At 33.1% G+C, this 20,740-nt stretch carries 23 protein-coding genes; 11 read left to right on the top strand and 12 right to left on the bottom strand.

Features of this window, described 5'->3' with window-relative positions; translation table 11 throughout:
- Positions 1–153: 153 nt before the first annotated feature.
- Entirely contained in the window at positions 154–1,464 is a 1,311-nt protein-coding gene (locus ABXT06_RS12235) for a porin (RefSeq protein ID WP_354591012.1), read from the top strand.
- A 150-nt stretch (positions 1,465–1,614) separates the two neighbouring features.
- Here ABXT06_RS12235 and ABXT06_RS12240 read toward each other — a convergent pair whose 3' ends face one another.
- The 8 genes from ABXT06_RS12240 to ABXT06_RS12275 form a co-directional block, all read right to left on the bottom strand.
- A complete protein-coding gene (locus tag ABXT06_RS12240; protein WP_354591013.1) occupies positions 1,615–2,694 on the bottom strand; it encodes a glycosyltransferase in 1,080 nt (359 codons plus the stop codon).
- A 225-nt stretch (positions 2,695–2,919) separates the two neighbouring features.
- Positions 2,920–3,495: a hypothetical protein gene (locus ABXT06_RS12245; RefSeq protein WP_354591014.1), complete on the bottom strand. Its 576-nt coding sequence runs from the start codon at positions 3,493–3,495 to the stop codon at positions 2,920–2,922.
- A gap of 63 nt (positions 3,496–3,558) precedes the next feature.
- Positions 3,559–6,993 carry a DUF8818 domain-containing protein gene (locus tag ABXT06_RS12250; protein WP_354591015.1) on the bottom strand — a complete coding sequence of 1,145 codons (3,435 nt, stop codon included), beginning with the start codon at positions 6,991–6,993 and terminating at the stop codon, positions 3,559–3,561.
- 103 nt (positions 6,994–7,096) lie between these two features.
- On the bottom strand, positions 7,097–7,324 hold the full coding sequence (locus ABXT06_RS12255) for a hypothetical protein (protein ID WP_354591016.1): 228 nt from the start codon (positions 7,322–7,324) through the stop codon (positions 7,097–7,099).
- 54 nt (positions 7,325–7,378) lie between these two features.
- Positions 7,379–7,612 (bottom strand): putative signal transducing protein, encoded by a 234-nt coding sequence (locus ABXT06_RS12260; protein WP_354591017.1) that lies wholly within the window; start codon positions 7,610–7,612, stop codon positions 7,379–7,381.
- A 166-nt stretch (positions 7,613–7,778) separates the two neighbouring features.
- On the bottom strand, positions 7,779–7,979 hold the full coding sequence (locus ABXT06_RS12265) for a hypothetical protein (protein ID WP_354591018.1): 201 nt from the start codon (positions 7,977–7,979) through the stop codon (positions 7,779–7,781).
- Positions 7,980–8,122: 143 nt separating this feature from the next.
- Complete coding sequence (locus ABXT06_RS12270; RefSeq protein ID WP_354591019.1) at positions 8,123–9,382, bottom strand: aspartate kinase; 1,260 nt, start codon at positions 9,380–9,382, stop codon at positions 8,123–8,125.
- Positions 9,383–9,521: 139 nt separating this feature from the next.
- Positions 9,522–10,010 (bottom strand): GNAT family N-acetyltransferase, encoded by a 489-nt coding sequence (locus tag ABXT06_RS12275; protein ID WP_160783128.1) that lies wholly within the window; start codon positions 10,008–10,010, stop codon positions 9,522–9,524.
- 171 nt (positions 10,011–10,181) lie between these two features.
- On the opposite strand from ABXT06_RS12275, the gene fbp reads away from it, so the two are divergent.
- Positions 10,182–11,189, top strand: a complete 1,008-nt coding sequence (gene fbp / locus ABXT06_RS12280; protein ID WP_354591020.1) for a class 1 fructose-bisphosphatase — start codon at positions 10,182–10,184, stop codon at positions 11,187–11,189.
- 134 nt (positions 11,190–11,323) lie between these two features.
- Here the strand turns inward: fbp and ABXT06_RS12285 are convergent, their stop codons facing one another.
- Positions 11,324–11,755: a TerB family tellurite resistance protein gene (locus tag ABXT06_RS12285; protein WP_177211913.1), complete on the bottom strand. Its 432-nt coding sequence runs from the start codon at positions 11,753–11,755 to the stop codon at positions 11,324–11,326.
- Between the two features lie 169 nt (positions 11,756–11,924).
- Here ABXT06_RS12285 and ABXT06_RS12290 point away from each other — a divergent pair, with 169 nt between their 5' ends.
- The 6 genes from ABXT06_RS12290 (at position 11,925) to ABXT06_RS12315 (ending at position 16,017) form a co-directional block, all read left to right on the top strand.
- Complete coding sequence (locus ABXT06_RS12290; RefSeq protein ID WP_201999638.1) at positions 11,925–12,518, top strand: HupE/UreJ family protein; 594 nt, start codon at positions 11,925–11,927, stop codon at positions 12,516–12,518.
- 6 nt (positions 12,519–12,524) lie between these two features.
- Positions 12,525–12,956 carry a deoxycytidylate deaminase gene (locus ABXT06_RS12295; protein ID WP_008465062.1) on the top strand — a complete coding sequence of 144 codons (432 nt, stop codon included), beginning with the start codon at positions 12,525–12,527 and terminating at the stop codon, positions 12,954–12,956.
- Positions 12,956–14,533 carry a S41 family peptidase gene (locus tag ABXT06_RS12300; RefSeq protein WP_354591021.1) on the top strand — a complete coding sequence of 526 codons (1,578 nt, stop codon included), beginning with the start codon at positions 12,956–12,958 and terminating at the stop codon, positions 14,531–14,533. Before ABXT06_RS12295 ends, ABXT06_RS12300 begins: the two co-directional genes overlap by 1 nt.
- 16 nt (positions 14,534–14,549) lie before the next feature.
- Positions 14,550–14,915 carry a nuclear transport factor 2 family protein gene (locus ABXT06_RS12305; RefSeq protein WP_111365862.1) on the top strand — a complete coding sequence of 122 codons (366 nt, stop codon included), beginning with the start codon at positions 14,550–14,552 and terminating at the stop codon, positions 14,913–14,915.
- 133 nt (positions 14,916–15,048) lie between these two features.
- On the top strand, positions 15,049–15,366 hold the full coding sequence (locus ABXT06_RS12310; protein ID WP_354591022.1) for a hypothetical protein: 318 nt from the start codon (positions 15,049–15,051) through the stop codon (positions 15,364–15,366).
- A gap of 36 nt (positions 15,367–15,402) precedes the next feature.
- Positions 15,403–16,017 carry a hypothetical protein gene (locus tag ABXT06_RS12315; protein ID WP_354591023.1) on the top strand — a complete coding sequence of 205 codons (615 nt, stop codon included), beginning with the start codon at positions 15,403–15,405 and terminating at the stop codon, positions 16,015–16,017.
- A 5-nt stretch (positions 16,018–16,022) separates the two neighbouring features.
- On the opposite strand, the gene ABXT06_RS12320 is transcribed toward ABXT06_RS12315, so the two are convergent.
- The 3 genes from ABXT06_RS12320 to ABXT06_RS12330 all read right to left on the bottom strand — a co-directional run bounded on the left by ABXT06_RS12320 (position 16,023) and on the right by ABXT06_RS12330 (position 17,519).
- Positions 16,023–16,628 (bottom strand): FAD-dependent oxidoreductase, encoded by a 606-nt coding sequence (locus tag ABXT06_RS12320; RefSeq protein WP_354591060.1) that lies wholly within the window; start codon positions 16,626–16,628, stop codon positions 16,023–16,025.
- A gap of 1 nt (position 16,629) precedes the next feature.
- Complete coding sequence (locus tag ABXT06_RS12325; protein WP_095928256.1) at positions 16,630–16,833, bottom strand: hypothetical protein; 204 nt, start codon at positions 16,831–16,833, stop codon at positions 16,630–16,632.
- A 107-nt stretch (positions 16,834–16,940) separates the two neighbouring features.
- A complete protein-coding gene (locus ABXT06_RS12330) occupies positions 16,941–17,519 on the bottom strand; it encodes a MarC family protein (protein WP_008465051.1) in 579 nt (192 codons plus the stop codon).
- Between the two features lie 291 nt (positions 17,520–17,810).
- Here ABXT06_RS12330 and ABXT06_RS12335 point away from each other — a divergent pair, with 291 nt between their 5' ends.
- The 3 genes from ABXT06_RS12335 (at position 17,811) to ABXT06_RS12345 (ending at position 20,559) form a co-directional block, all read left to right on the top strand.
- Entirely contained in the window at positions 17,811–18,590 is a 780-nt protein-coding gene (locus ABXT06_RS12335; protein ID WP_354591024.1) for a hypothetical protein, read from the top strand.
- Positions 18,591–18,676: 86 nt separating this feature from the next.
- Complete coding sequence (locus ABXT06_RS12340) at positions 18,677–19,246, top strand: DUF3109 family protein (RefSeq protein ID WP_354591025.1); 570 nt, start codon at positions 18,677–18,679, stop codon at positions 19,244–19,246.
- Positions 19,247–19,581: 335 nt separating this feature from the next.
- Positions 19,582–20,559, top strand: coding sequence for a ribonucleotide-diphosphate reductase subunit beta (locus ABXT06_RS12345; RefSeq protein WP_091494805.1), 978 nt, complete (start codon positions 19,582–19,584; stop codon positions 20,557–20,559).
- The last annotated feature ends 181 nt before the right edge of the window (positions 20,560–20,740 follow it).

Genomic DNA, 20,740 nt, shown 5'->3' on the forward strand with positions numbered 1-20,740 from the left:
ATTAAAAGCCCTGAAACAGGGGTGTTTAACGATAAATAAACATTCTGATTTAGGCCATAACATTAAATTTTTATTATAGTAACATCTGGTTAATGATTTCTTAACATAGGTGCTCCATCTTTGCATCCTGAAATTAAGGGAATTACAGAACTAATGATAAAAAGAAAATTTTTAGCCGTTTTATTACTGTTAGCTTGTGCAGCCAATGCGCAAGAAACAAATAAACAAGAATTAAATAAACAGGATGTAAAAAACGAAGTAATGCGTATTTTAGATTCTATCAACAAAGCAAAACTTCCAGAGACTAAATCTGGAGGAGGAGTTGAAGAACATTGGTACGATAGAATCTCTCTTCGAGGTTATGCACAAATTAGATATAATGGTCTGTTTTCTACAAATGATAAAGTTTCTTGTGAGCAATGTGACAGATCTTGGGGAACAACTTCTACAGCTCCAGATGCAAAAGCAAACAACGGACTTTTTATTCGCCGTGCTCGTTTAGTATTTTCTGGGCAAGTGCATCCAAATGTATTTTTCTATTTTCAGCCCGATTTTGCGAGTTCACCGTCAAGCGGAATTAATAACTTCGTACAGATTCGTGACTTGTATTTTGATCTTTCTTTTGATAAAAAAAGAGAATATCGTGTTCGTGTTGGACAAAGCAAAATTCCATATGGATTTGAAAATATGCAGTCAAGTTCACAGCGTTTAACTTTAGACCGCGCTGATGCAATTAACTCTTCAATCTTAAATGAACGTGATTTAGGAATATTCTTTTATTGGGCTCCAGCTGAAATTAGACAGCGTTTTGAAATGCTTGTTAAGGATGGCTATAAAGGTTCTGGAGATTATGGTGTTTTTGCCTTCGGTGTTTACAATGGTCAGATTGCTAATAAATTGGACGGAAACAGAGACTTAAATGTGGTGGCGAGAGTAACTTACCCTTTTGTTATTGGAAGTCAAATTATAGAACCAGGCATTCAGGCTTATACCGGAAAATGGGCTTTTACAGGAGAAGTTTCGCCAGGAGTTACTGTTAATGATCCTCAATATGTAAAAGATCAGCGCGTTGGAGCTACTTTCGTTTTATATCCAAGACCATTCGGAATTCAAACCGAATACAATATTGGTACTGGGCCTCGATACAATACCCTTACCAATACAATTGATCAAACCGATTTGAACGGAGGTTATGTTTTGTTAAACTATAAATGGGATATTAAAAAACAGCATATTTATCCTTTCGCCAAATTTCAATATTATGACGGAGGAAAAAAATACGAAAAAGATGCTAGAAGTTACGTAGTAAGGGATTTTGAATTTGGTGTAGAATGGCAGCCAATTAAAGCCTTAGAATTAACTGCAGAATATGTAGTAGCAGACCGAACTTTTGAAGACAGCGTTTTGCCAGTAAACAGACAGCAAGGAAATGTACTTAGAATGCAAGTGCAGTTTAACTTCTAAAAAGGACACAGATTAAACGGATTTGCTATCGCAAAGACGCTGATAAAAACTGATTTTTTATTTGAGAAAAAACTTAATTGCCTCCAGCTTTAGCTGGAGGTTTTTTTATTGTAGTGAAGAATAGATAAAATCTGCTTCATCAGCGTGCAATTATGCTGTTTTGTCTTCAAAAACCTTAAATAGTGAATCCCAGTCAATATTATTTTCAAACTGAGACAATCCTTTAAATGAGTTTACTTTTGACAAATCTTCAATGTTAAAGTCGTCTTGCATTGCATAAGGAACAAGATTTTCTTCTTGAAGTTTTATCGCCAGATATTCCTGTTCATATTGTCCAGGCGTTGGAATAAAAAATGCTTTTTTACCCAATTTTGCCAAATCCATTACAGTAGTATAACCAGATCGGCACAATACAAATTCACTTTCATTAAAAGTCTGTTCAAGCTGTTTCGAGTTCATAAAATTATAATAGGTAACATTTCCAGCCTGCCATTTTTCTTGCGATTTTTCTACCTTTCCCTGTACAAAAACCACTTTTCCAGGATAAGCTGCAGTTTCTTTCTGCAGTTTTTCATCCAAGAAAGTGCGCTGAGGCTCAGGTCCAGACAATATAATCATCAAATCATATATTTTTGGAGTATCCTTTTTCTTCATACGACTCAACGGGCCAATATATTTTAGATTCAGCTCATTGTTTTTTAAATGGCCCAAATCTCCCGTTAAGTTTACTTTTTCGTTAGTATCAGGAACCCAGCATTCATTATATTTTTTAATAAAATACTGATGACACTTACTCGTAAACCAAGTTGTATTTCCTGTCATTACATTCAATTGATGCGTCATAAAAACCGAAGGCACTTTTTTGCTGAAAACACCCAATCTGTTATCTGAGATTATTCCATCAATACCATGCTTTTTAATCCAATGATTCACCATTTTTTTCTCATCCAAAACAGCAGTAATCATTTTCGGAAGATTTTTAATCAGCTTCCATTTAAAGTTTTTGCCATTCTTTGCATATTCAATATGATAAGAAGGCAATTCTAAAGTTTGTATATAAGGAAATTCTTTTCGTAATAGAGCCAGCGCAACGCCATCGGAGGCAATAATCGGAATATAATTATTCTCTTGAAGCGCTTTGATAATAGGAATGCATCGAGTGGCATGTCCAAGTCCCCAATTTAATGGAGCTACTAAAATAGTTTTATTCGCAGAATAATCAATGCTCATTTTTAACACGTTTTAAAAACGAAGATAGAAAAATATGTTTTTTATGTTATTTCGAAGGTATTACTAAATTATTAATTTAAGGTTCAAAGATTAAGGTACTGAGGTGCTAAGGAACTAAGGCTCTAAGTTTTATTGGATTGAATAAAAAAGCCGAACTTAAGTTCGGCTTCAAAATCTCGTATTAAATCTTAGCACCTCAGAACCTTAGTCCCTCAGCACCTTTGCTTAATCCTGAATATAAGTTTTATTTCCATTTTTGTTAATGTAGTATTTACCGCCTCTTGGGCCAGTATATACTTTTTTACCATTGTACTCGCCAGTTACTTTGTCTGGAACAGAAGGTGCTTTTTCGTTTGTTTCTTTTAAAGTTTTAGTAGCCGATTTTTTAGCAGCGGTGGCATCTTTCTTTGTTGCGTCAGCTTTTGCGGCTGTTTTTTTAGCATCTGCTTTGGTTTTGTCTGCTGTGCTTTTTGCTTTGTCTGCAGTACTTTTTGCTTTATCAGATTCTACAGTAGCTTTTTTTGCATCTGCTTTAGCTTTTGTCGCTTGTTTGTCGGCAGTCTTTTTAGCTGCGTCTGCAGATTCTTTTTTGGCTTTTGTTGAAGCAGCTTTTGCGTCATCTGCCGCTTTTTTAGATTTTGTAGCTTCTTTTTTTGCATCAGCTGAAGCTTTATCTGCGCTTGTTTTTGCTTTTTTTGCCGAAGCTTCTGTTTTACTTTTTGTAGTTTTTGCAGTTGTTTCCTGTGCGTAAAAATTAGAAGAGAAAGCAACCATTAAACAGAACAATACTAATTTTTTCATAAGGTTATATGTTTAAATTTCAATTAAAATTACGCAATTTATTGTCATCTTTTTCGTATCACATTAAAAATATGCACGAAGCTGAACATTTCCTGTATGAACGGTATTTCCAGTTTCACTTTTTCTACCTTGATAATTTAAATTAACATCCAAAAAAGACGTAATGTTCTTTTGCAGAAGTAGTTTCCAGACCAAATTTGATCCTGCCTGAAGTCCTTCTAGCATCTGAAAACCAACAGATGAAAACTCATTTCCGTTAAATTTATTTTCATAAAAAGAGAATTCTCCATTAACCGTAACTTTCTTTTCGCCTGCATAAGAAAAAGAAGTTCCGATTCTGTTTTGGGCTAAAGTTTCGAGATTTCCAATTTGATTTTTTTTGTTTTGAAGCTCATAAAAGAAGTCCAGTTTGGTGTTTTTAGAAAATAAATAACTGACTTTTGGTGCCAGCTGCCAGCCTTGAATATCATAATTTTTCTCTACAAAATCTTTTGAAACCAAATCGGTTTTTATGGTTTTGGTGAAGAAATTAAACAGCCAGCTATTTTGGTATAAATGGGTGTACTGAATTTGATGCGAATAATTCTGCACATGCTGAGAACCAACAGAAAGCAGACTTTTTCCTTTATTTATAAGATAGGAATACGTAATCGAATGTTTTTGTTTGCCTCGGTTGTAAAATAAGCTGTTTCTAAAACTTGAATTCAGTCCTAAAATATTTTCTTCTGAGGAATCAAAGGGATTGAGTTCTAGCTTTTCGCCATCACTTTTGACCTTTCGATCCATTATAAAAGAAGTCTGGTTGTAAAAATAAGACAGCAGTTTTTTAAATCCTTTTTCATTTTGCCATTGCAGCGGATTCAGAGTTAAAGACTGCGAAAACTTATTTTGATTGGTTTTAATATAAATCTGATTCGGCAAAAATACTCTCACATAGCGTGCCTGATCCTGATAAACGGCAACTTCAAATTCTTCCAATTCCTGAATTCCGTTTCCGTTATAATCATTCCAAGTATAAACTCCTTGGCCGGTCGGAACTTCTACATAAGTGAATTCCTGTTGCGCGATAGTTCCCGAACTCGTTTCATAAGCCGTTCCGAGTTGCATTAGTTGGTTAAAAAAACGATCGTTGTATAAAATTCTCGAATTTAATGAAGGTTCGTTCTGTCTTGATTTATCCATAAAATCTAAATTTCGATAACTAACATAAACCGCCAAATCGGTTGTTTTGTTCTGAATCAGTTTTGATTTTAAATAATACGTCTGAGAATTATTGACATGCTGTAATAATCCATTTTGCAAACTATCATTTCGTCTTTGGAGAAAACCGACTTCAACAAAAACTTTAGTACTGTCGCCACGTCCTGTAAATACGCCATATTCTGAAAATCTTTGGCTTAAAGCCGAAAACTGATTCGTAACTTTATCTTTTTCCTGATTATCTTCCAATTGCATAGTTCCTCCAACCCAATTTTTTCCAAAGTGATATTTGGTTCTGGTTTGATTTCTAATGAATTTTGAAGTCGAAGCTGTGGCGTCAGAATTTAGAAAACTTCCGTTGTTTTCAATCGTCCAATTTTTCAATTTGAATAAAGCGTTTGTTGTATGCCTCGCTCCAGAATAGCTTTCGCTGTAATCTAATTTTTCAAATTGATAAGTCAGCAAACCAATATTTGAAGTTTCTTTTTTCGAAAATAAATCAAAATTTAAACCTGTAACCAAAAGACTTTGATTGCCATAAAGAGTTCCAGTTAAATTCCAATCACGATTAAATTCGATATTATACAAACGCTCAACCGATTTAAAATTCTGCTGGACATATTGATAATTCGCGAAAGCGTCTAAATTCCAGCTTCTCGAAAAAAGACGTTTTTTAAGATTGGTTTTAAAAGCCACTCCTTCATTATTTGCATCATCAATTCCAGAAAATAAATTCTGATCATTATTGCTAACAGCCAATTCAAAATCGACCAACGTTTTTTCGTTCGGATTGTATTTTCCTAAAAAAGTTGCCACCTGAAGTTTCATTGGTGCGACAAGCTGTACAATTGGCTCGTAGTTTCCTTGCAGAATTCCATTTGCAGGTTCTACATATTGATAAATACGTTCAACAGAATTATTGTTTTGAATGATATAATTTCCGGCATTTGCACCAACTTGGCTAAATCTTACATTGTACAAAACATCGGCAGGATTATTCGAATATTCATAAACTTCAACCGAATTGATTAGTATTTTTTTGTACAAAATTTTATTCTCGGCATAAGTATCTTCATAGGCGGAAGGTGCTTTCATCAAATTAATATCATCTCCAGCTTGACTTAAAATCTGAACTTGTTCTGGAGAAAGATTTTGTTGCAAAGGCTGATTTTTCATATCATTTTCTGAATACAAATAACCGCCAAAACTCCAATTTTTATTTTCATGAGTTGCACCAGCGTAAGTAACTAATCGGTTGTAATTTCGTTCTGAATATTGATATTCGACATTAATACGCATTTCCGAAGTGATGGTAAAAAGCGAAGTAAAGACAATTTCTCCCGCGTTGTAATCAATCACATAATCGTTGTTTTCGCCACGTTTTAGCAAAACGCCGTTTACATAAACGCGTTCCGAACCAGAAATAACAAGAACATACAATTCGCCATTCTGACCTTTTAATTTGTACGGACCTTGATTGCCTTCCTGACCTGTAAAAGTACTTTTGGCATATTGTCCTTTTACAAAAGCGACCGAAGCAAAAACATTGGTTTTGCTTTTTTCAGTATCAAAATCAAAGTTGGCAGAGAGTCCTTGAACCTTTTTATTAAAGCCTAAAAATTGGGTTTTTCTATTTTCTAAAAACACATCGCCGGCGCGAATGTTCCAATCATCGCTGAAAAGTTCGATAAAAATATTGTCAAACTGATCGAGTTTTTGTGAATATCCGCCATCTTGCAACGGAATATTATTGTCCTGAAGTGAAGCCCTTAAGCTCACTTTTTCTGAAAGTTTTCCTGTAATCTGTAGATCTAAATTGGAGTTTAAAACCGTACTTTGATTATTACCAACCGTAATGCCACGTGTAATGCTTCCAGAAGTTTCTAGACCATCAAAAGGCGTTACTTTTTTAGCGTTTGAGTTATTGTCTATTCGGTATAATTTGTCTGTTCCAACATCACCGCTTACAATCTGATCCGATTTGTAAAGACTGTATTCTCTAGTTAAGAGATCTGGATAATTAAGATAATTAACAATTAAAGTATCTGAAATCGATTGGAAACTTTCATTTAAAAGTAAATATCCTTTTTGGAAATCAACCTTATAAGAAGTTGAATCGATAGGTTCATTTTTAGTATTCAGAATTTGAAAAAATCCAGAATTTATAGAGGCTTTTTCAAGGCGAATAGTGTCTTTTGAAACGATTACTTTTTTGGTTTTGTACAGCGATTCAGTTTCCTGAGCCTGAAGCGCAGAAAACCAGAAGAAAACCGTTAAAAAAAGTAATTTTTTCAACATAAATACTTTAACTCTAAAAAGCCAAAAGTAGTATTTATAATTGGGAATTGTTGTGTCGGCAATTTTAGTTTTAATTTCTTATATAACAATTGTTTGATAGATATTAATGAGCAAACAATATGAAGATTAACAATACTAAAATTAGTATAATCATAACGAGTACTGAATTTGGATTTGCAAAGTTGGTCGTCCAACCAAATTCTTTAATTTTTTTTGGCGGAAATAATCTTGGGTCCTCTGGATTATAATAAAACATTCCCCAAATCCACTTATCTGGATCATTATGCCAATTGTTTTTTTCTTCTTCAGATGGTTCTCGATTGTAAGACATTACATAAAGATACAAATTTTACAATATATATTAAATTGGAAACCTAAAGTGCAACTATACAGGTAAATTATATTCTCCTCGGTTGTAACTGTCAATTATTTTTTTGCTGTCAGCGATATCTTTTTCTTGAACTTTTAAAACTGCGGGACTATTCCCTCCAGCAGAAACAGACCATGGCTGAATATTTGACATGTATTCGTTAGCAATAAAAACAGAAATGCCGTTATTTTCCAATAAATTTTTAATATTCATAGATTCAATATAAGAACCTCTAAAAATTTCGACCATGATTGTATGTGTTTTTGAGATGATGTTTAAATAAGTATAAATAATGCTGTAGAGAAGAGTGAATTAGGATTCTATATTCTTTAAAACCAATTGTTAGAATAGTTATGCCAATTGTTTTTTGTAGGATGGTTTTTGATTTCTCACTTAAGAACTGACAGAAATATTGCTATTGTTTGTTGGCTTTTCTTCTTTTCAGTTGTGTATAGGTTATAAGAATTGCAATTGTAGATAAAAACGGACCGATTACCAATCTAAAATCTGAATAAGAAATGTCTTTTATGTCTTTTGCAAGTAATGGACTTAAAGATATACTGATGTATAATAAGCCAAGAATAATGAAAACTAATAAAAAGCCTTTTTTGCTCATTTTGAGTTCTTTATAAAGAAAGTAAATATAATCAAAAAATGATTAAATAAAGAAAATTCTTTCGAAATAAAAAAGGCTTCACTAATTAAGTGAAGCCTTTTCAATAATTTTTGAATTAAATAATTACCTTTTATAAAGCAATATTAGATCAATTCTTTAGTAACAATCTGCATCGTTTCGCGGCTAACTTGCTTCAATAAAACTTCTTTGTTAGCTTCAACAGTCTGCGCTGCCTCTTCTGTAAAGTGACGGATTGTATATAAGGTTACATTTTCGCTATATTCTACTTTGAATTTTTTAGAAAGAATGGCATTCAATTCTGGGAAATTTCCAAATTTATCTTCCACACAAACAGAGAAACTAATTGCTGAGTTCTGAATCAAATTTACTTTGATTTTGAATTCGTGGAATAGACCGAAAATTTCACTAATATTTTCTTCCATAATGAAAGAGAAATCAATTGATGAAAGCGAAATTAAAAGCTGTTCTCTTTTTACAATAAAACATGGATATTGCGGTTCTAAATCTACGCCTTTAGAAACGCAAGTTCCTTTTAATAATGGGTTGATAAAGGATTTTACGTATAGTGGAATTTCTTTTTTCTGTAGCGGTTGTAATGTTTTTGGGTGAATAACCGTTGCTCCGTAAAATGCTAATTCGATAGCTTCACGATATGAAATCTGATTCAAAAGACTTGCATTTTCGAAATAACGAGGATCGGCATTCATAACTCCAGGAACATCTTTCCAAATTGTTACACTTTCAGCATTTAAGCAATAAGCAAAAATTCCGGCAGTATAATCAGAACCCTCACGGCCAAGAGTAGTCGTAAAGTTGTTTTCGTCAGCACCTAAGAAACCTTGAGTAATGTTTAATTGTTTTCTAGGTACATTTTTACTGATGTTTTGCTGCGTAACTTCCCAATCAACTTCTGCATCTCTGTAGTTTGCATTGGTTTTAATGAAATTACGAACATCAAGCCATTGCGTCTGAATTCCTCTAAAATTCATATAGTGGCTTAATATATTAGTCGAAATCAACTCACCAAAACTTACAACTTGATCGTAAACAAAGTTGTAGTTTGGAGATTTATTGTGAGCTAAGAAGTACTCTAATTCGTCAAACTGTGCATTTACAGCTGCAAAAACCGCATGACTCTCATCTTCAAACAAATCCAATAAGATTTGATTGTGGTATTTTTTAATTTCTTGAACAGAAGCATTTAATTCTGTCGATTTTTCAAAGTAATTCTTGATTACAACTTCGAGAGCATTTGTAGTTTTTCCCATCGCAGAAACTACTAAAATCACGTCTTCATAACCCACTTTTTGCAAAACGTCATACACGTTTTTAATTCCATCTGCATCTTTTACCGATGCACCACCAAATTTAAATACTCTCATTTTTAATTTTAGATTTTTTAGATTTTAGATTTCAGATTCCAACCGAAACCTAGTATTTTGTCTTCTGCCACAGATTAAAATGATTTACACAGATTTTAAAATCTTTTTAATCCGTATAATCTGTGGCTAAATATTTTTTTTATAATTTTTCTAAGAATGCATTAACTCCAGCTTCATCCATTTGAACGACCTGCCAATCGTCAAGGATTTTTGCGCCCGAATTTTTATAAAAATTCACTGCTGGCGTATTCCAAGCCAAAACATTCCATTCGACTCTTCTAACATTATCTCTTTTTCCTTGTTTCATGATTTCAGCGTAAAGTGCAGAACCTAAACCTGTGCCTCGCATCTTTTCTTTTACAATCAAATCTTCAAGATGAATTGTCTTTCCTTTCCAGGTAGAATAGCGATAATAATACAATGCTATTCCAACAATTTCTTTTTGTTTTTCTTCGTTTTCGATCTCTGCGACAAAAACATTAAATAATGGTTTTTCGCCAAAACCGTCACGCACTAAATCTTCCTCTGTAATGACAACCGCATCAGGTTCTTTTTCGAATATAGCCAGCTCCTGAATAAGCCCTAACACCGATTTCATGTCTTCAGGATTTCCTTTTCTAATATTCATATATTCCTATTTTTAACTATTTAATATCTAAAAAAGCTTCATTTTAGCTAGTGCTTTTTGCAGATTATTAGCAAATATACAATAGTAGCAAACTAACAACATAATTTTTAAATCATTCTCACAAAATAAGCGATATTTGTGACTTAAAAATAAAACTATAACGATTTAGAAATGGAAGAACGCAATAAAACACTGGGAGAGTTTATTATTGAGAACCAAAAAGCATTTCAGTATTCGTCGGGAGAACTCTCGCGAATTATCAACTCTATTCGATTGGCAGCAAAAGTGGTCAATCATAAAGTAAACCAAGCGGGTTTAGTAGATATTGTGGGAGCCGCAGGCGAACAGAATATTCAAGGTGAAGACCAGCAAAAATTAGATGTCTATGCAAACGAAGTATTTATCCAAACGTTAATAAACCGTGAGATTGTCTGTGGTATTGCTTCTGAAGAAAACGACGATTTTATTACTGTTCAGGGGAGCGACAACAGTCATAATAATAAGTACGTGATCTTAATGGATCCGCTTGACGGATCTTCAAACATTGATGTAAATGTTTCTGTGGGAACTATCTTTTCTGTTTTCAGAAGAGTAACTCCAATAGGAACTCCGGTAACTAGCGAGGATTTTTTACAACCGGGAATCAATCAAGTTGCAGCAGGCTATGTAATTTATGGAACTTCGACGATGCTTGTGTATACAACTGGGCACGGGGTAAATGGTTTTACATTGAACCCAGCAATAGGTACTTTTTATCTTTCGCATCCAAATATGAAGTTTCCAGAAAATGGAAATATTTATTCGGTAAACGAAGGAAATTATGTTCATTTTCCGCAAGGAGTAAAAAATTACATTAAATACTGCCAGAAAGAAGAAGGAGACAGACCGTATACTTCAAGATATATCGGAAGTCTGGTAGCCGATTTTCATCGAAATATGATTAAAGGCGGAATTTATATTTATCCAACAAGTTCAAAAGCACCGAAAGGGAAGTTACGTTTGCTTTACGAATGTAATCCAATGGCATTTTTGGCAGAACAAGCAGGAGGAAAAGCAACAGATGGTTTCGGAAGAATTATGGAAATCCAGCCAACTGAATTGCATCAAAGAGTGCCTTTCTTCTGTGGAAGTTATAATATGGTAGAAAAAGCTGAGGAATTTATGGCTGAAGCGAATTAAGTTTTTTTCGTTTCAAGTTTCAGGTTTCAAATTATTTTTGACTATAAACATTAAACCCGACAGTTTTTTTAAACTTGTCGGGTTTGTTTTTTTTATTTTCATTCACAGTCAAGTTTCAGTACAAAAACTGAATACTATTTATGCATATGCTGCATTTCGTAAATAAAAGTATCTGCATCTACTTTATTGTCAACCAACGACAATGCTTTTGCAATGATATAGTCTACGTTGCTTGGTGTGAATCCTAGCGCAACACTTATTTTTTTCAATAATACTTCTTGTTTGTCTTCAAGATGATGATCAACATGAACCATTCTTGTTAAATCATATAGGCGTTCTAAACGCTGAACATATGAATAAGGTGGATTGATCGGATATTTTAATGGATCGCTAAGAATTTCTTCATATTCCGATTCTGTAATTTCTAAACGAGAAGCAAGTTTATCTAAAAAGGCTTTTTCTTCTGGATAAACAACTCCATCAGCCAAAGCTACACGAACAATAGCAGAAAAGTGTCCTTTGTTTCTTTGCTTGAATTCGCTATCAAATAATTCTGAAAATGACATAATTGTAAAGTTTTTGTAAAACAAATATAGCCTTATTTTTAAATTATCGATTTTAAAATTCTCATAAAATTTAACTTTTCTTTATTGAAGGATTTAATGTCTTCAATATTTAAGTTTGAAAATTAATCGTAAGTTTACAACCCCTAATTATTTAAATTATAGATTACCTATGTCACAATTTTGGATTTATTTTCAAATAGGATTGAAACACGTTTTAGATATCAACGCTTACGATCACGTTCTTTTTTTAATCGCCTTAACTGTTCCGTATCTTTTTAAAGACTGGAAAAGAATTTTTTTATTGGTTTCTCTTTTTACAATTGGCCACACTTTGGCTTTAGTTCTTTCAGTTTACGGCATAATTGCCATAAAAGTAGACGTTGTAGAATTCCTGATTCCGATTACAATTCTGGTAACAGCTCTTTATCATTTATTTACTGCAGGAAAGACTTCAAAAAATGATGGTGTAAATCTGGTATTTTTCATAACTTTATTCTTTGGAATTATTCACGGACTAGGTTTTTCTAATTATTTCAAAACAATTTTAGGCGGTTCAGCTACCTCAAAATTGTTGCCTTTAGGAGAATTTGCCTTAGGAATCGAAGCTGCTCAGCTAGTAGTAGTTTTTGTTGTTCTGGTAATTTCATATATAGTGCAGACAGTTTTCCGTTTTTCAAAACGTGACTGGGCACTTGTAATGTCGGCTTTTATTATTGGAGTTGTAATTCCGATGATTATTGAAAGCCCAATTTGGAACAGATAAATTTAAATGGAAGTAAAAAAACTGAATAAATACGATAAAGCATATCTGCGAATTGCAAAAGAGTGGAGTCTGCTTTCTTACTGTAAACGTAAACAAGTTGGCGCTATTATCGTAAAAGATAGAATGATTATTTCTGACGGTTACAACGGAACACCGTCTGGATTTGAAAATTGCTGCGAAGACGAAAACGGATTAACACGCTGGGATGTTTTACATGCCGAAGCAAATGCAATCCTGAAAGTAGCAAGATCAACACAATCTTGCGAAGGAGCGACATTATATATCACGCTTTCGCCTTGCAAAGAATGCAGCAAATTAATACATCAGTCTGGAATAAAAAGAGTGGTGTATAAAGATGGATATCGTGATGATTCTGGAATTCAATTTTTAATAAAAGCAGGTGTAGAAGTAGAGCACATTCCTGTTTTAGAAGAGTAATGAAATTTAATCCAAAATATTTGCCAATAGTAATAGGAGCTACTTTTGCTCTTGGAACAATTGCCGGAAGCTTGATGAACGCTCCCGCAAGCGACCAGCTTTTGGCTAAAAATTACTCAAAAACCAAACTTAACAAACTCATTGATTTTATCAATACAGAATATGTTGATAGCGTAAATACCGATTCGATTGTAAATCTTACAGTCGATAATATACTTTCCAAATTAGATCCGCATTCTGTTTATATTCCGCCAAGCGAACAAGCTGAGGTTGCCGAAAGCATGAAAGGAGATTTCGTCGGAATCGGAATCAATTTTTATATGTATAAAGATTCGGTTGCGATTATAAAACCAGTTGAAAACGGACCTTCAGCTAAAGCAGGAATAAAATCTGGCGATCGAATTTTATTTGCAGGGAAAACCAAATTATATGGTAGAAAATTGCCTTCAGATAGTTTGTTTTCTAAATTAAAAGGTCTTCAGGGTTCAGAAATCGAGCTGACGGTTTTTAGAAAATCAGAACAAAAGAAACTAAAGTTTAAAGTAAAACGAGATATCATTCCGATTAAAAGCGTTGATGCTTCATTGCTGGTTGGAAATAACGTTGGATACATTAAAATAAACCGTTTTGCGGAAACTACTTTCAACGAATTCAAAACAGGTTTAACAAGATTAAAACAAAAAGGAATTCAGTCTCTTGTAATTGATCTTCGCGACAATGGCGGTGGTTATATGGAAGAGGCGATCGCAATTGCCGATGAATTTTTGAAAGACAAACAGTTAATTGTCTTTACAAAAAGTAAAAACGGTTCTACTGAAAAAACATACGCCACAAAAGCAGGAAGTTTTGAAACTGGAAAAGTATATGTTTTAATTAATGAAAATAGCGCCTCTGCAAGTGAAATTTTAGCTGGAGCAATTCAAGATAATGATCGTGGAACTATCGTAGGACGTCGTTCTTTTGGAAAAGGTTTAGTGCAACGTGAAATGGACTTTAACGATGGGTCTGCAGTAAGATTGACTGTAGCACGTTATTATACGCCAACGGGAAGATCGATTCAAAAACCGTATAAAAAAGGTAACGAAGAATACTTTAAAGAATCTGAAGCTAGAATTGCTACAGGAGAACTGTATGCAAAAGACAGTATAAAAGTGGCTGATTCTTTAAAATTCAAAACTCCTAAAGGAAAAATAGTTTATGGCGGCGGCGGAATCGTTCCTGATGTTTTTGTGCCGATGGAAGCAGAGCACGGAAATGAAAATGTTGCTTATTTACTGCAAACAGGAATTGTGGGACATTTTGTTTTTGAAGAATTAGATAAAAATAGAAATGCTTTTGCAGGCTCTAATTTTGCTGAGTTTTTAGCTAAAATGAAAAGTTCAGATACATATTTTAAGAAATTCAAGAATTATATCTTGATGACAGGTTTGGATTTGAAATTGGATAAAACAAAAGCGTTGGTAAACCGCCATATTACAGCTGAATTTGCACGACAGCTGTATGGAGAATTGTATTATTATGATGTGATCTTAAAAGAAGATGCCATGATAAAAACAATTCTTACTCCGAAGAAATAACTTCAATCCTTATATCATGAAAATAGAAACCGTTGTTGATGCAGAAATCGAACTCTTGACTGCAATTAAAAAATCGGATGTTATGGCTTTGGAAACAATCCTTCATGATGATTTATTGTTTAATATGCCCGACGGACAAACCATCACTAAAGATTTCGATTTACAAACATACCGTTCTGGAAAGATTAAAATTGATTCTTTAGAAGGTTCAGATCAAATTGTTAATATAATTGGCGATTCGGCTGTGGTTACGGTTACAGTTGCATTAAAAGGGGCTTATGATGGCAATCCAATTAACGGAGTTTTTAAGTATATAAGAGTCTGGAAAAAAATAGGAAAAAATCTAAAAGTTATAGCAGGAAGCTGTGTTCAGCTGGCATAAATTTTGGTTGAAAATATATAGCCACAGATTAAAAAGATTAACACAGATTATAATCTTTTTTAATCCTCTTAATCTGTGGCAAAAAAAAAAATATCGTAATCTTGGAGATTACTCACATTTAAATTTTTAAAACATGAAAAACCTAACAAGAATAAGTTTTCTAACACTTCTAATGACTTTTATAATCTCTTGTACAACTATGAAAAACGACACGAATGCTATAGTTTCAGGAAAAGTTGATGGCATAGAAGCAGGTAAAGATGGTTACACAGCCAAAATTACAACAGATGTCAAAGAGGTATATTTTGCCACAATTAGTATTGTAAACGTAGGCGGACCTCAAAACTACAAACAACTAAAAATTGGAGATGTGGTATCTGTTAAAGGAGAAAAATGGAAAACCGAAGATGAAAACCATATTAAAGTAACCCAAATCGTTTCGGTTAAATAAAGATTTAATTTCATTAAAAGAGGCTAGTTTTAATATATGAAAAAACTTCTGATAGGTTTTGTCTTTTTTAGTTTTGGATGCTCTTCAAGCCAAAAAGATATTAGAAGTGTTGAACTTATCTGTTATAACTGGGATTTAAAATATCCTACAGAATCTTTTAAAGGGAAATTTTATATTCAACCAAAATTATATTCCATTATAAATTTAAATGGGGATAATCAAACTTATGTCTGCGAATTTTCTCCAAATAAAACTGAATTTTATTTTTATTCGAAGGTTGATGCGAAATTAATAACTGATTTGGTGAAGTGTTTACCTGAAATTGATCAAAACAAAGCTCTTATAAGTTCGTATAAACAAGATGGCTGTATGGAAAGTTCTCCAACGTTTAGGCTAAAAGTGGTTCATTCTAACAACGAAGAAAAGTATTATGAATATTATTTTCAGAAAAAGAACAATATAGATTCCGTTATAAAGAAATTATATGTCGCTTTAAAAATAAATCAGATTGAAGGAAAATATGAAAAGATAAAAGACACTCTTTCTTTTGCTGAAAAAAAGAAAGCGATAATATCTTTTTCAATGCGTACAGATACATTGGCAATGCCTTTACCAGAATTGCCAACTTATAATAAAGTGAAATTCAAATAGTAATTTTATCGAATGCTATCATGAGCGTGTGTTTGCACGCCGTTATTCCATAAAGTAAGAATATCTGTTGCTACAGCTGCACCACTTCCGGCAGCAATTGCCAACTGACTTCTCCAGCCAGCCAAAGTTCCGATTGCATAAATGCCATCAGCAACTTTATGATCTTCATTTTTAAGCTGAATACGCTGTTTTTCTGGAAGTGCTTTTTTGTGAGGTTCAACAAATTGAATTAAACCTTCAATGTCGAAAGTATTGGCAGAGCCAATTCCAACTACGATATTTTTTGTTTTGTATGAATTTTTGTTGGTTACTACGGTAAATTCAGGATAACTGCCCTCAATTTTCATTACTTTTTCATTTGGAATCTGAGTAATGTGTGGGTAAGTTGTCGTTAAATCCTGTGTGCTTTCTGTTAAAAGTTCAGAACCTAATTTTCCTGGTGTAATTCCGTAAGCGTTATAAAATATTGCCTCTTGTAAAGAAGAATTTTTCTGGTGGGTAAAAATTCCGATTTTTTTATCAGTAACAAAAGTTTTGTTTTTTGCGGATCCTAAGACCAAAGCACAGGACATTCCTGACACTCCTCCGCCGATAATTAAAACATCAAACATATTATCTGTTGTCATTCATTTTTTCTTCAATTCTCTTTGAAATTCTAAAAATCAAAAGAATCAAAACAGCGCAAAATGAAGCGGCGATTCCAATAAAAGCTACCATACTATCTCCTTGGAAAGGGTTTTGAAAGTCTAATAGCGTAATATTAAAAACGATTAAAGCTAATGCCAAAAGCACTAAGATTGAAGTGAAAATTTTCATAAGGTTGTTTTTGTTTTTGCCTAAAATAATAAAGTAGAACTTTATGGGGAAATTGCCTTAAAGTTGTATTTTAGAAATTTTACGGGGTAAATTTATAAAAATAAATTTTAGACAAACAAACCTTTAACATTAGCAGCGAATAATTTAACAGCAATTGCTAAAAGTATCACTCCAAATGTCTTGCGAACCACTCCCAGTCCGTTCTCTCCTAATAGGTTTTCGATTTTTTTAGAAGACTTCAAAACGATGTAAACCAAGATAATGTTTAGTACAATCGCTATGATAATATTAATAGTATGAAATTGAGAACGAAGGGATAATAAAGTGGTCATTGTTCCTGCTCCCGCAATTAAAGGAAAAGCCAAAGGCACAATAGACGCTGATCCAGGTTCTTCGTCACGATAGATTCTAATTCCTAAAATCATTTCTAAAGCCAAAAAGAACAAAACAAACGATCCAGCAACGGCAAACGAATGAACGTCGATGCCAATTAAGTTTAGTAAACCTTCTCCAACAAAAAGAAAGACAATCATTATAGCTCCAGCAACAATAGAAGCTTTTTCAGATTCGATGTGTCCGACTTTGGCTCTTAAATTCACAATAATCGGAATCGAACCAACAATATCAATTACGGCAAAAAGTACCATACTAACGGTAATGATTTCTTTAAAATCGATTTCTAACATATCGCTTTGATTTTTAGGGTTTAAAAAACTGCTGCAAAAGTAGTTAATAAAGTTAGGTGTTTTTTCGTTAGAATGTATTTTTGTTATAAAAACATTGTTCAGTTAGGTAAAATGTGATATATGTAACATTTTACTGTTTGAGTTGTTGATTTGAAGAAAAAAGGACGTTTTATTTTTGAACTCAATTTATTTGTTTTCCTCATTTGGCAAAGTTCATATAATCAAACGTTAAAAATTATAACTTACTGAAAATCAATTGGTAAATTTGTTGTGAATTTAAAAGGGGAAATTATGAAAAAGATGATGTGTGTTATAGTTTTCTTGTGTTTGTTGTTTTCATACAATAGTTCACAAGCCCAAATCTGGCAGCAAATTAAAAAAGCAGCACAACAAAAAGGTCAAAGTGACAGCGGAAGTGCTGAGCAAAATGCAAGTATGGAAAATGCCGTTTTAAATTATAGTAAAAACAAAGTTGATCCTTCGGCAGTTCCAGATTCTTATTCTTTTAGTTGGAAATATATTATGGAAATTAAAACAGATGAAGGTAAGGCTATGAATGCAAATTATTTTCTAGAACCAAATGCTTCTTATTTTGCAATGAATATAGATCAGGGAAAAGGACAAAATATGATGATAATGGATTCTAAAAATAATATAACGGTGACGGGGTTTGGTGATGGTAAAAGCAAAATGGCTACAGCTTCAAAAATGCCAGATTATTCGGCAATGGCAAAAAAGGAAGGAGAAAAATCAAAATACACGATTAAGACATTGCCCAATAAAACTTTTTTAGGATACAATTGCAAAGGAATACAAATGACAAATAGTGAACACGATATTATTTGTTATTACACAAACGAAGCAAAAGTGAGTTTTGGAGATATGTTTAAAAATCAAAAAGGCTGGAAAATTCCTGATGAATTCATTAATTACTTCAAACCAGATGAGCGTACTTTGCTAATGGATATGACGATGAAAGATCTAAAAAGCAAAAAAGTGACTACAATGAAATGCGTTAGTTTAGAAAAGAGCGCTTTTACTTTCAATAAATCAGATTATAAATTCATGTAAAATGGGTTTGTAAGTCAGGTTATTTAGACTAAGAACATATATTAGGAGCGGTTTTTATTTCCTGAATCTTTAGTTACCTTTGCAAAATGTTTCAATTAGGAAAAACCATAGTATCAGAGGATATCCTCGAAAAAGAATTTGTGTGCAATTTGTCAGCATGCAAAGGGGCTTGTTGTGTTGATGGAGATGCTGGCGCGCCTTTAAACGAAGCCGAGACAAAAATTTTAGAAGAAATTTACCCAAAAGTAAAGCCTTTTTTGAGGAAAGAAGGAATTGATGCAATAGAAGCGCAAGGAACTTGGGTGAAAGGAACCGATGGTGATCTCGAAACGCCGCTTATCGATAATAAAGATTGCGCTTATGTAATTTTTGACGGAAAAACGGCACTTTGCGGAATTGAGCAAGCTTACAATCAAGGAATAGTAGATTGGAAAAAACCAGTTTCTTGTCATTTATATCCAATTCGTGTAAAAGACTTCACAGAATTTGCTGCAGTCAATTATGATAAATGGGATATTTGTGATGATGCTTGTTCGTTAGGAAAAGAATTGGAAGTTCCGGTTTACAAATTTGTAAAAGAAGCACTGATAAGACGCTTTGGCGAAGACTGGTACTTGGAACTAGAAAAAGTAGCCGAAGAACTCAAAAATTCATAAACTTTAAAGTGTAATTATTACCTTTTTTTGAGATCGTTTTTTAGCTCAAAAAAATAAAGTTTTGACCCGAAAAAAACTTTTTAAAACTATTTAAAAATTCTTGCTTTTTATTCTAAAAAGTCTATATTTTACGGGCTTTTGAAGTGTAGAATAGCTTTTAAATCATTCATTTGCAGTAAATTAATTATTGTCTGAAAAATTTTTCAAATTTTAGCCTTTGTTAAAAACTACGTCCGATTGTGAATAAGTTTGGCTTTTATTTTTGACGTTAATTGACAATCTTTGTAGTGCACTGAATGTGTAAAAATTCAATAAAAAAATTAACAGAATCTGTCATGTCACAAATCGAACCAATATTACAAGAAAATAAAAATCGCTTCGTTATTTTTCCGATTAAGCATCATGATATTTGGGAGTGGTATAAAAAGATGGAAGCAAGTTTTTGGACTGCAGAAGAAATCGACTTACACCAAGATTTGACAGACTGGAATAACAAATTGAATGATGATGAAAGATATTTTATTAAACATATCTTAGCATTTTTTGCTGCTTCTGACGGAATCGTAAATGAAAATTTGGCTGAGAACTTTGTAAACGAAGTTCAATATGCAGAAGCGAAGTTTTTCTATGGTTTCCAGATTATGATGGAAAATATTCATAGTGAAACGTATTCTTTATTAATTGATACTTACGTGAAAGATGAAGCAGAAAAAACAGAATTGTTTAATGCTTTGGAAGTTTTCCCTGCTATTGCTAAAAAAGGAGAATGGGCTTTAAAATGGATCGAGTCTGATTCATTTGCTGAAAGACTTATTGCTTTTGCTGCAGTTGAAGGTATTTTCTTCTCTGGTGCCTTCTGTTCAATTTATTGGTTGAAAAAACGTGGTTTAATGCCTGGTTTAACATTCTCTAATGAGTTGATTTCTCGTGACGAAGGTGTACATTGTGACTTTGCAGTTCACTTGCATAATCACCATTTGGTAAACAAAGTGCCAAAAGAAAGAATTAAAGAAATTATTGTCGATGCCTTAGATATCGAAAGACAGTTTGTTACTGAATCTCTTCCGGTAAGTTTAATTGGTATGAACGCTACTTTAATGACACAATATTTAGAGTTCGTTGCTGATAGACTTCTAGTAGAATTAGGATGCGAGCGTGTATACGGATCAGCGAATCCATTCGATTTCATGGACATGATTTCTCTTCAAGGAAAAACTAATTTCTTTGAAAAACGTGTTGCAGAGTATCAAAAGTCAGGTGTTATGAACAATGACAGTGATGCTCAGAAAATTTCATTTGATGCAGATTTTTAGACAACAAAAATACTTTTAGTGTCTATCTTCAAGAGACACTAAAAAAAGATTACAGGAATATTTTAAGGTTGAATCTCTTTCCCCAAGTCGTAGATTCAATAGCAATTTTTGACGCATTTAAATTCGATTTTCGAATTTGAAACGAGTAACTATTGAGAATTTGGTAATTCTCTAAAATTAA

Origin of the sequence: Flavobacterium sp. UW10123 (assembly GCF_040538975.1) — a bacterium.
Lineage (GTDB): Bacteria > Bacteroidota > Bacteroidia > Flavobacteriales > Flavobacteriaceae > Flavobacterium.

Bases quoted from the DNA above. Each gene is read 5' to 3' on its own strand.
- ABXT06_RS12235 (WP_354591012.1), top strand. From the start codon at position 154: ATGATAAAAAGAAAATTTTTAGCCGTTTTATTACTGTTAGCTTGTGCA.
- ABXT06_RS12240 (WP_354591013.1), bottom strand. From the start codon at position 2,694: ATGAGCATTGATTATTCTGCGAATAAAACTATTTTAGTAGCTCCATTA.
- ABXT06_RS12245 (WP_354591014.1), bottom strand. From the start codon at position 3,495: ATGAAAAAATTAGTATTGTTCTGTTTAATGGTTGCTTTCTCTTCTAAT.
- ABXT06_RS12250 (WP_354591015.1), bottom strand. From the start codon at position 6,993: ATGTTGAAAAAATTACTTTTTTTAACGGTTTTCTTCTGGTTTTCTGCG.
- ABXT06_RS12255 (WP_354591016.1), bottom strand. From the start codon at position 7,324: ATGTCTTACAATCGAGAACCATCTGAAGAAGAAAAAAACAATTGGCAT.
- ABXT06_RS12260 (WP_354591017.1), bottom strand. From the start codon at position 7,612: ATGGTCGAAATTTTTAGAGGTTCTTATATTGAATCTATGAATATTAAA.
- ABXT06_RS12265 (WP_354591018.1), bottom strand. From the start codon at position 7,979: ATGAGCAAAAAAGGCTTTTTATTAGTTTTCATTATTCTTGGCTTATTA.
- ABXT06_RS12270 (WP_354591019.1), bottom strand. From the start codon at position 9,382: ATGAGAGTATTTAAATTTGGTGGTGCATCGGTAAAAGATGCAGATGGA.
- ABXT06_RS12275 (WP_160783128.1), bottom strand. From the start codon at position 10,010: ATGAATATTAGAAAAGGAAATCCTGAAGACATGAAATCGGTGTTAGGG.
- fbp (WP_354591020.1), top strand. From the start codon at position 10,182: ATGGAAGAACGCAATAAAACACTGGGAGAGTTTATTATTGAGAACCAA.
- ABXT06_RS12285 (WP_177211913.1), bottom strand. From the start codon at position 11,755: ATGTCATTTTCAGAATTATTTGATAGCGAATTCAAGCAAAGAAACAAA.
- ABXT06_RS12290 (WP_201999638.1), top strand. From the start codon at position 11,925: ATGTCACAATTTTGGATTTATTTTCAAATAGGATTGAAACACGTTTTA.
- ABXT06_RS12295 (WP_008465062.1), top strand. From the start codon at position 12,525: ATGGAAGTAAAAAAACTGAATAAATACGATAAAGCATATCTGCGAATT.
- ABXT06_RS12300 (WP_354591021.1), top strand. From the start codon at position 12,956: ATGAAATTTAATCCAAAATATTTGCCAATAGTAATAGGAGCTACTTTT.
- ABXT06_RS12305 (WP_111365862.1), top strand. From the start codon at position 14,550: ATGAAAATAGAAACCGTTGTTGATGCAGAAATCGAACTCTTGACTGCA.
- ABXT06_RS12310 (WP_354591022.1), top strand. From the start codon at position 15,049: ATGAAAAACCTAACAAGAATAAGTTTTCTAACACTTCTAATGACTTTT.
- ABXT06_RS12315 (WP_354591023.1), top strand. From the start codon at position 15,403: ATGAAAAAACTTCTGATAGGTTTTGTCTTTTTTAGTTTTGGATGCTCT.
- ABXT06_RS12320 (WP_354591060.1), bottom strand. From the start codon at position 16,628: ATGTTTGATGTTTTAATTATCGGCGGAGGAGTGTCAGGAATGTCCTGT.
- ABXT06_RS12325 (WP_095928256.1), bottom strand. From the start codon at position 16,833: ATGAAAATTTTCACTTCAATCTTAGTGCTTTTGGCATTAGCTTTAATC.
- ABXT06_RS12330 (WP_008465051.1), bottom strand. From the start codon at position 17,519: ATGTTAGAAATCGATTTTAAAGAAATCATTACCGTTAGTATGGTACTT.
- ABXT06_RS12335 (WP_354591024.1), top strand. From the start codon at position 17,811: ATGAAAAAGATGATGTGTGTTATAGTTTTCTTGTGTTTGTTGTTTTCA.
- ABXT06_RS12340 (WP_354591025.1), top strand. From the start codon at position 18,677: ATGTTTCAATTAGGAAAAACCATAGTATCAGAGGATATCCTCGAAAAA.
- ABXT06_RS12345 (WP_091494805.1), top strand. From the start codon at position 19,582: ATGTCACAAATCGAACCAATATTACAAGAAAATAAAAATCGCTTCGTT.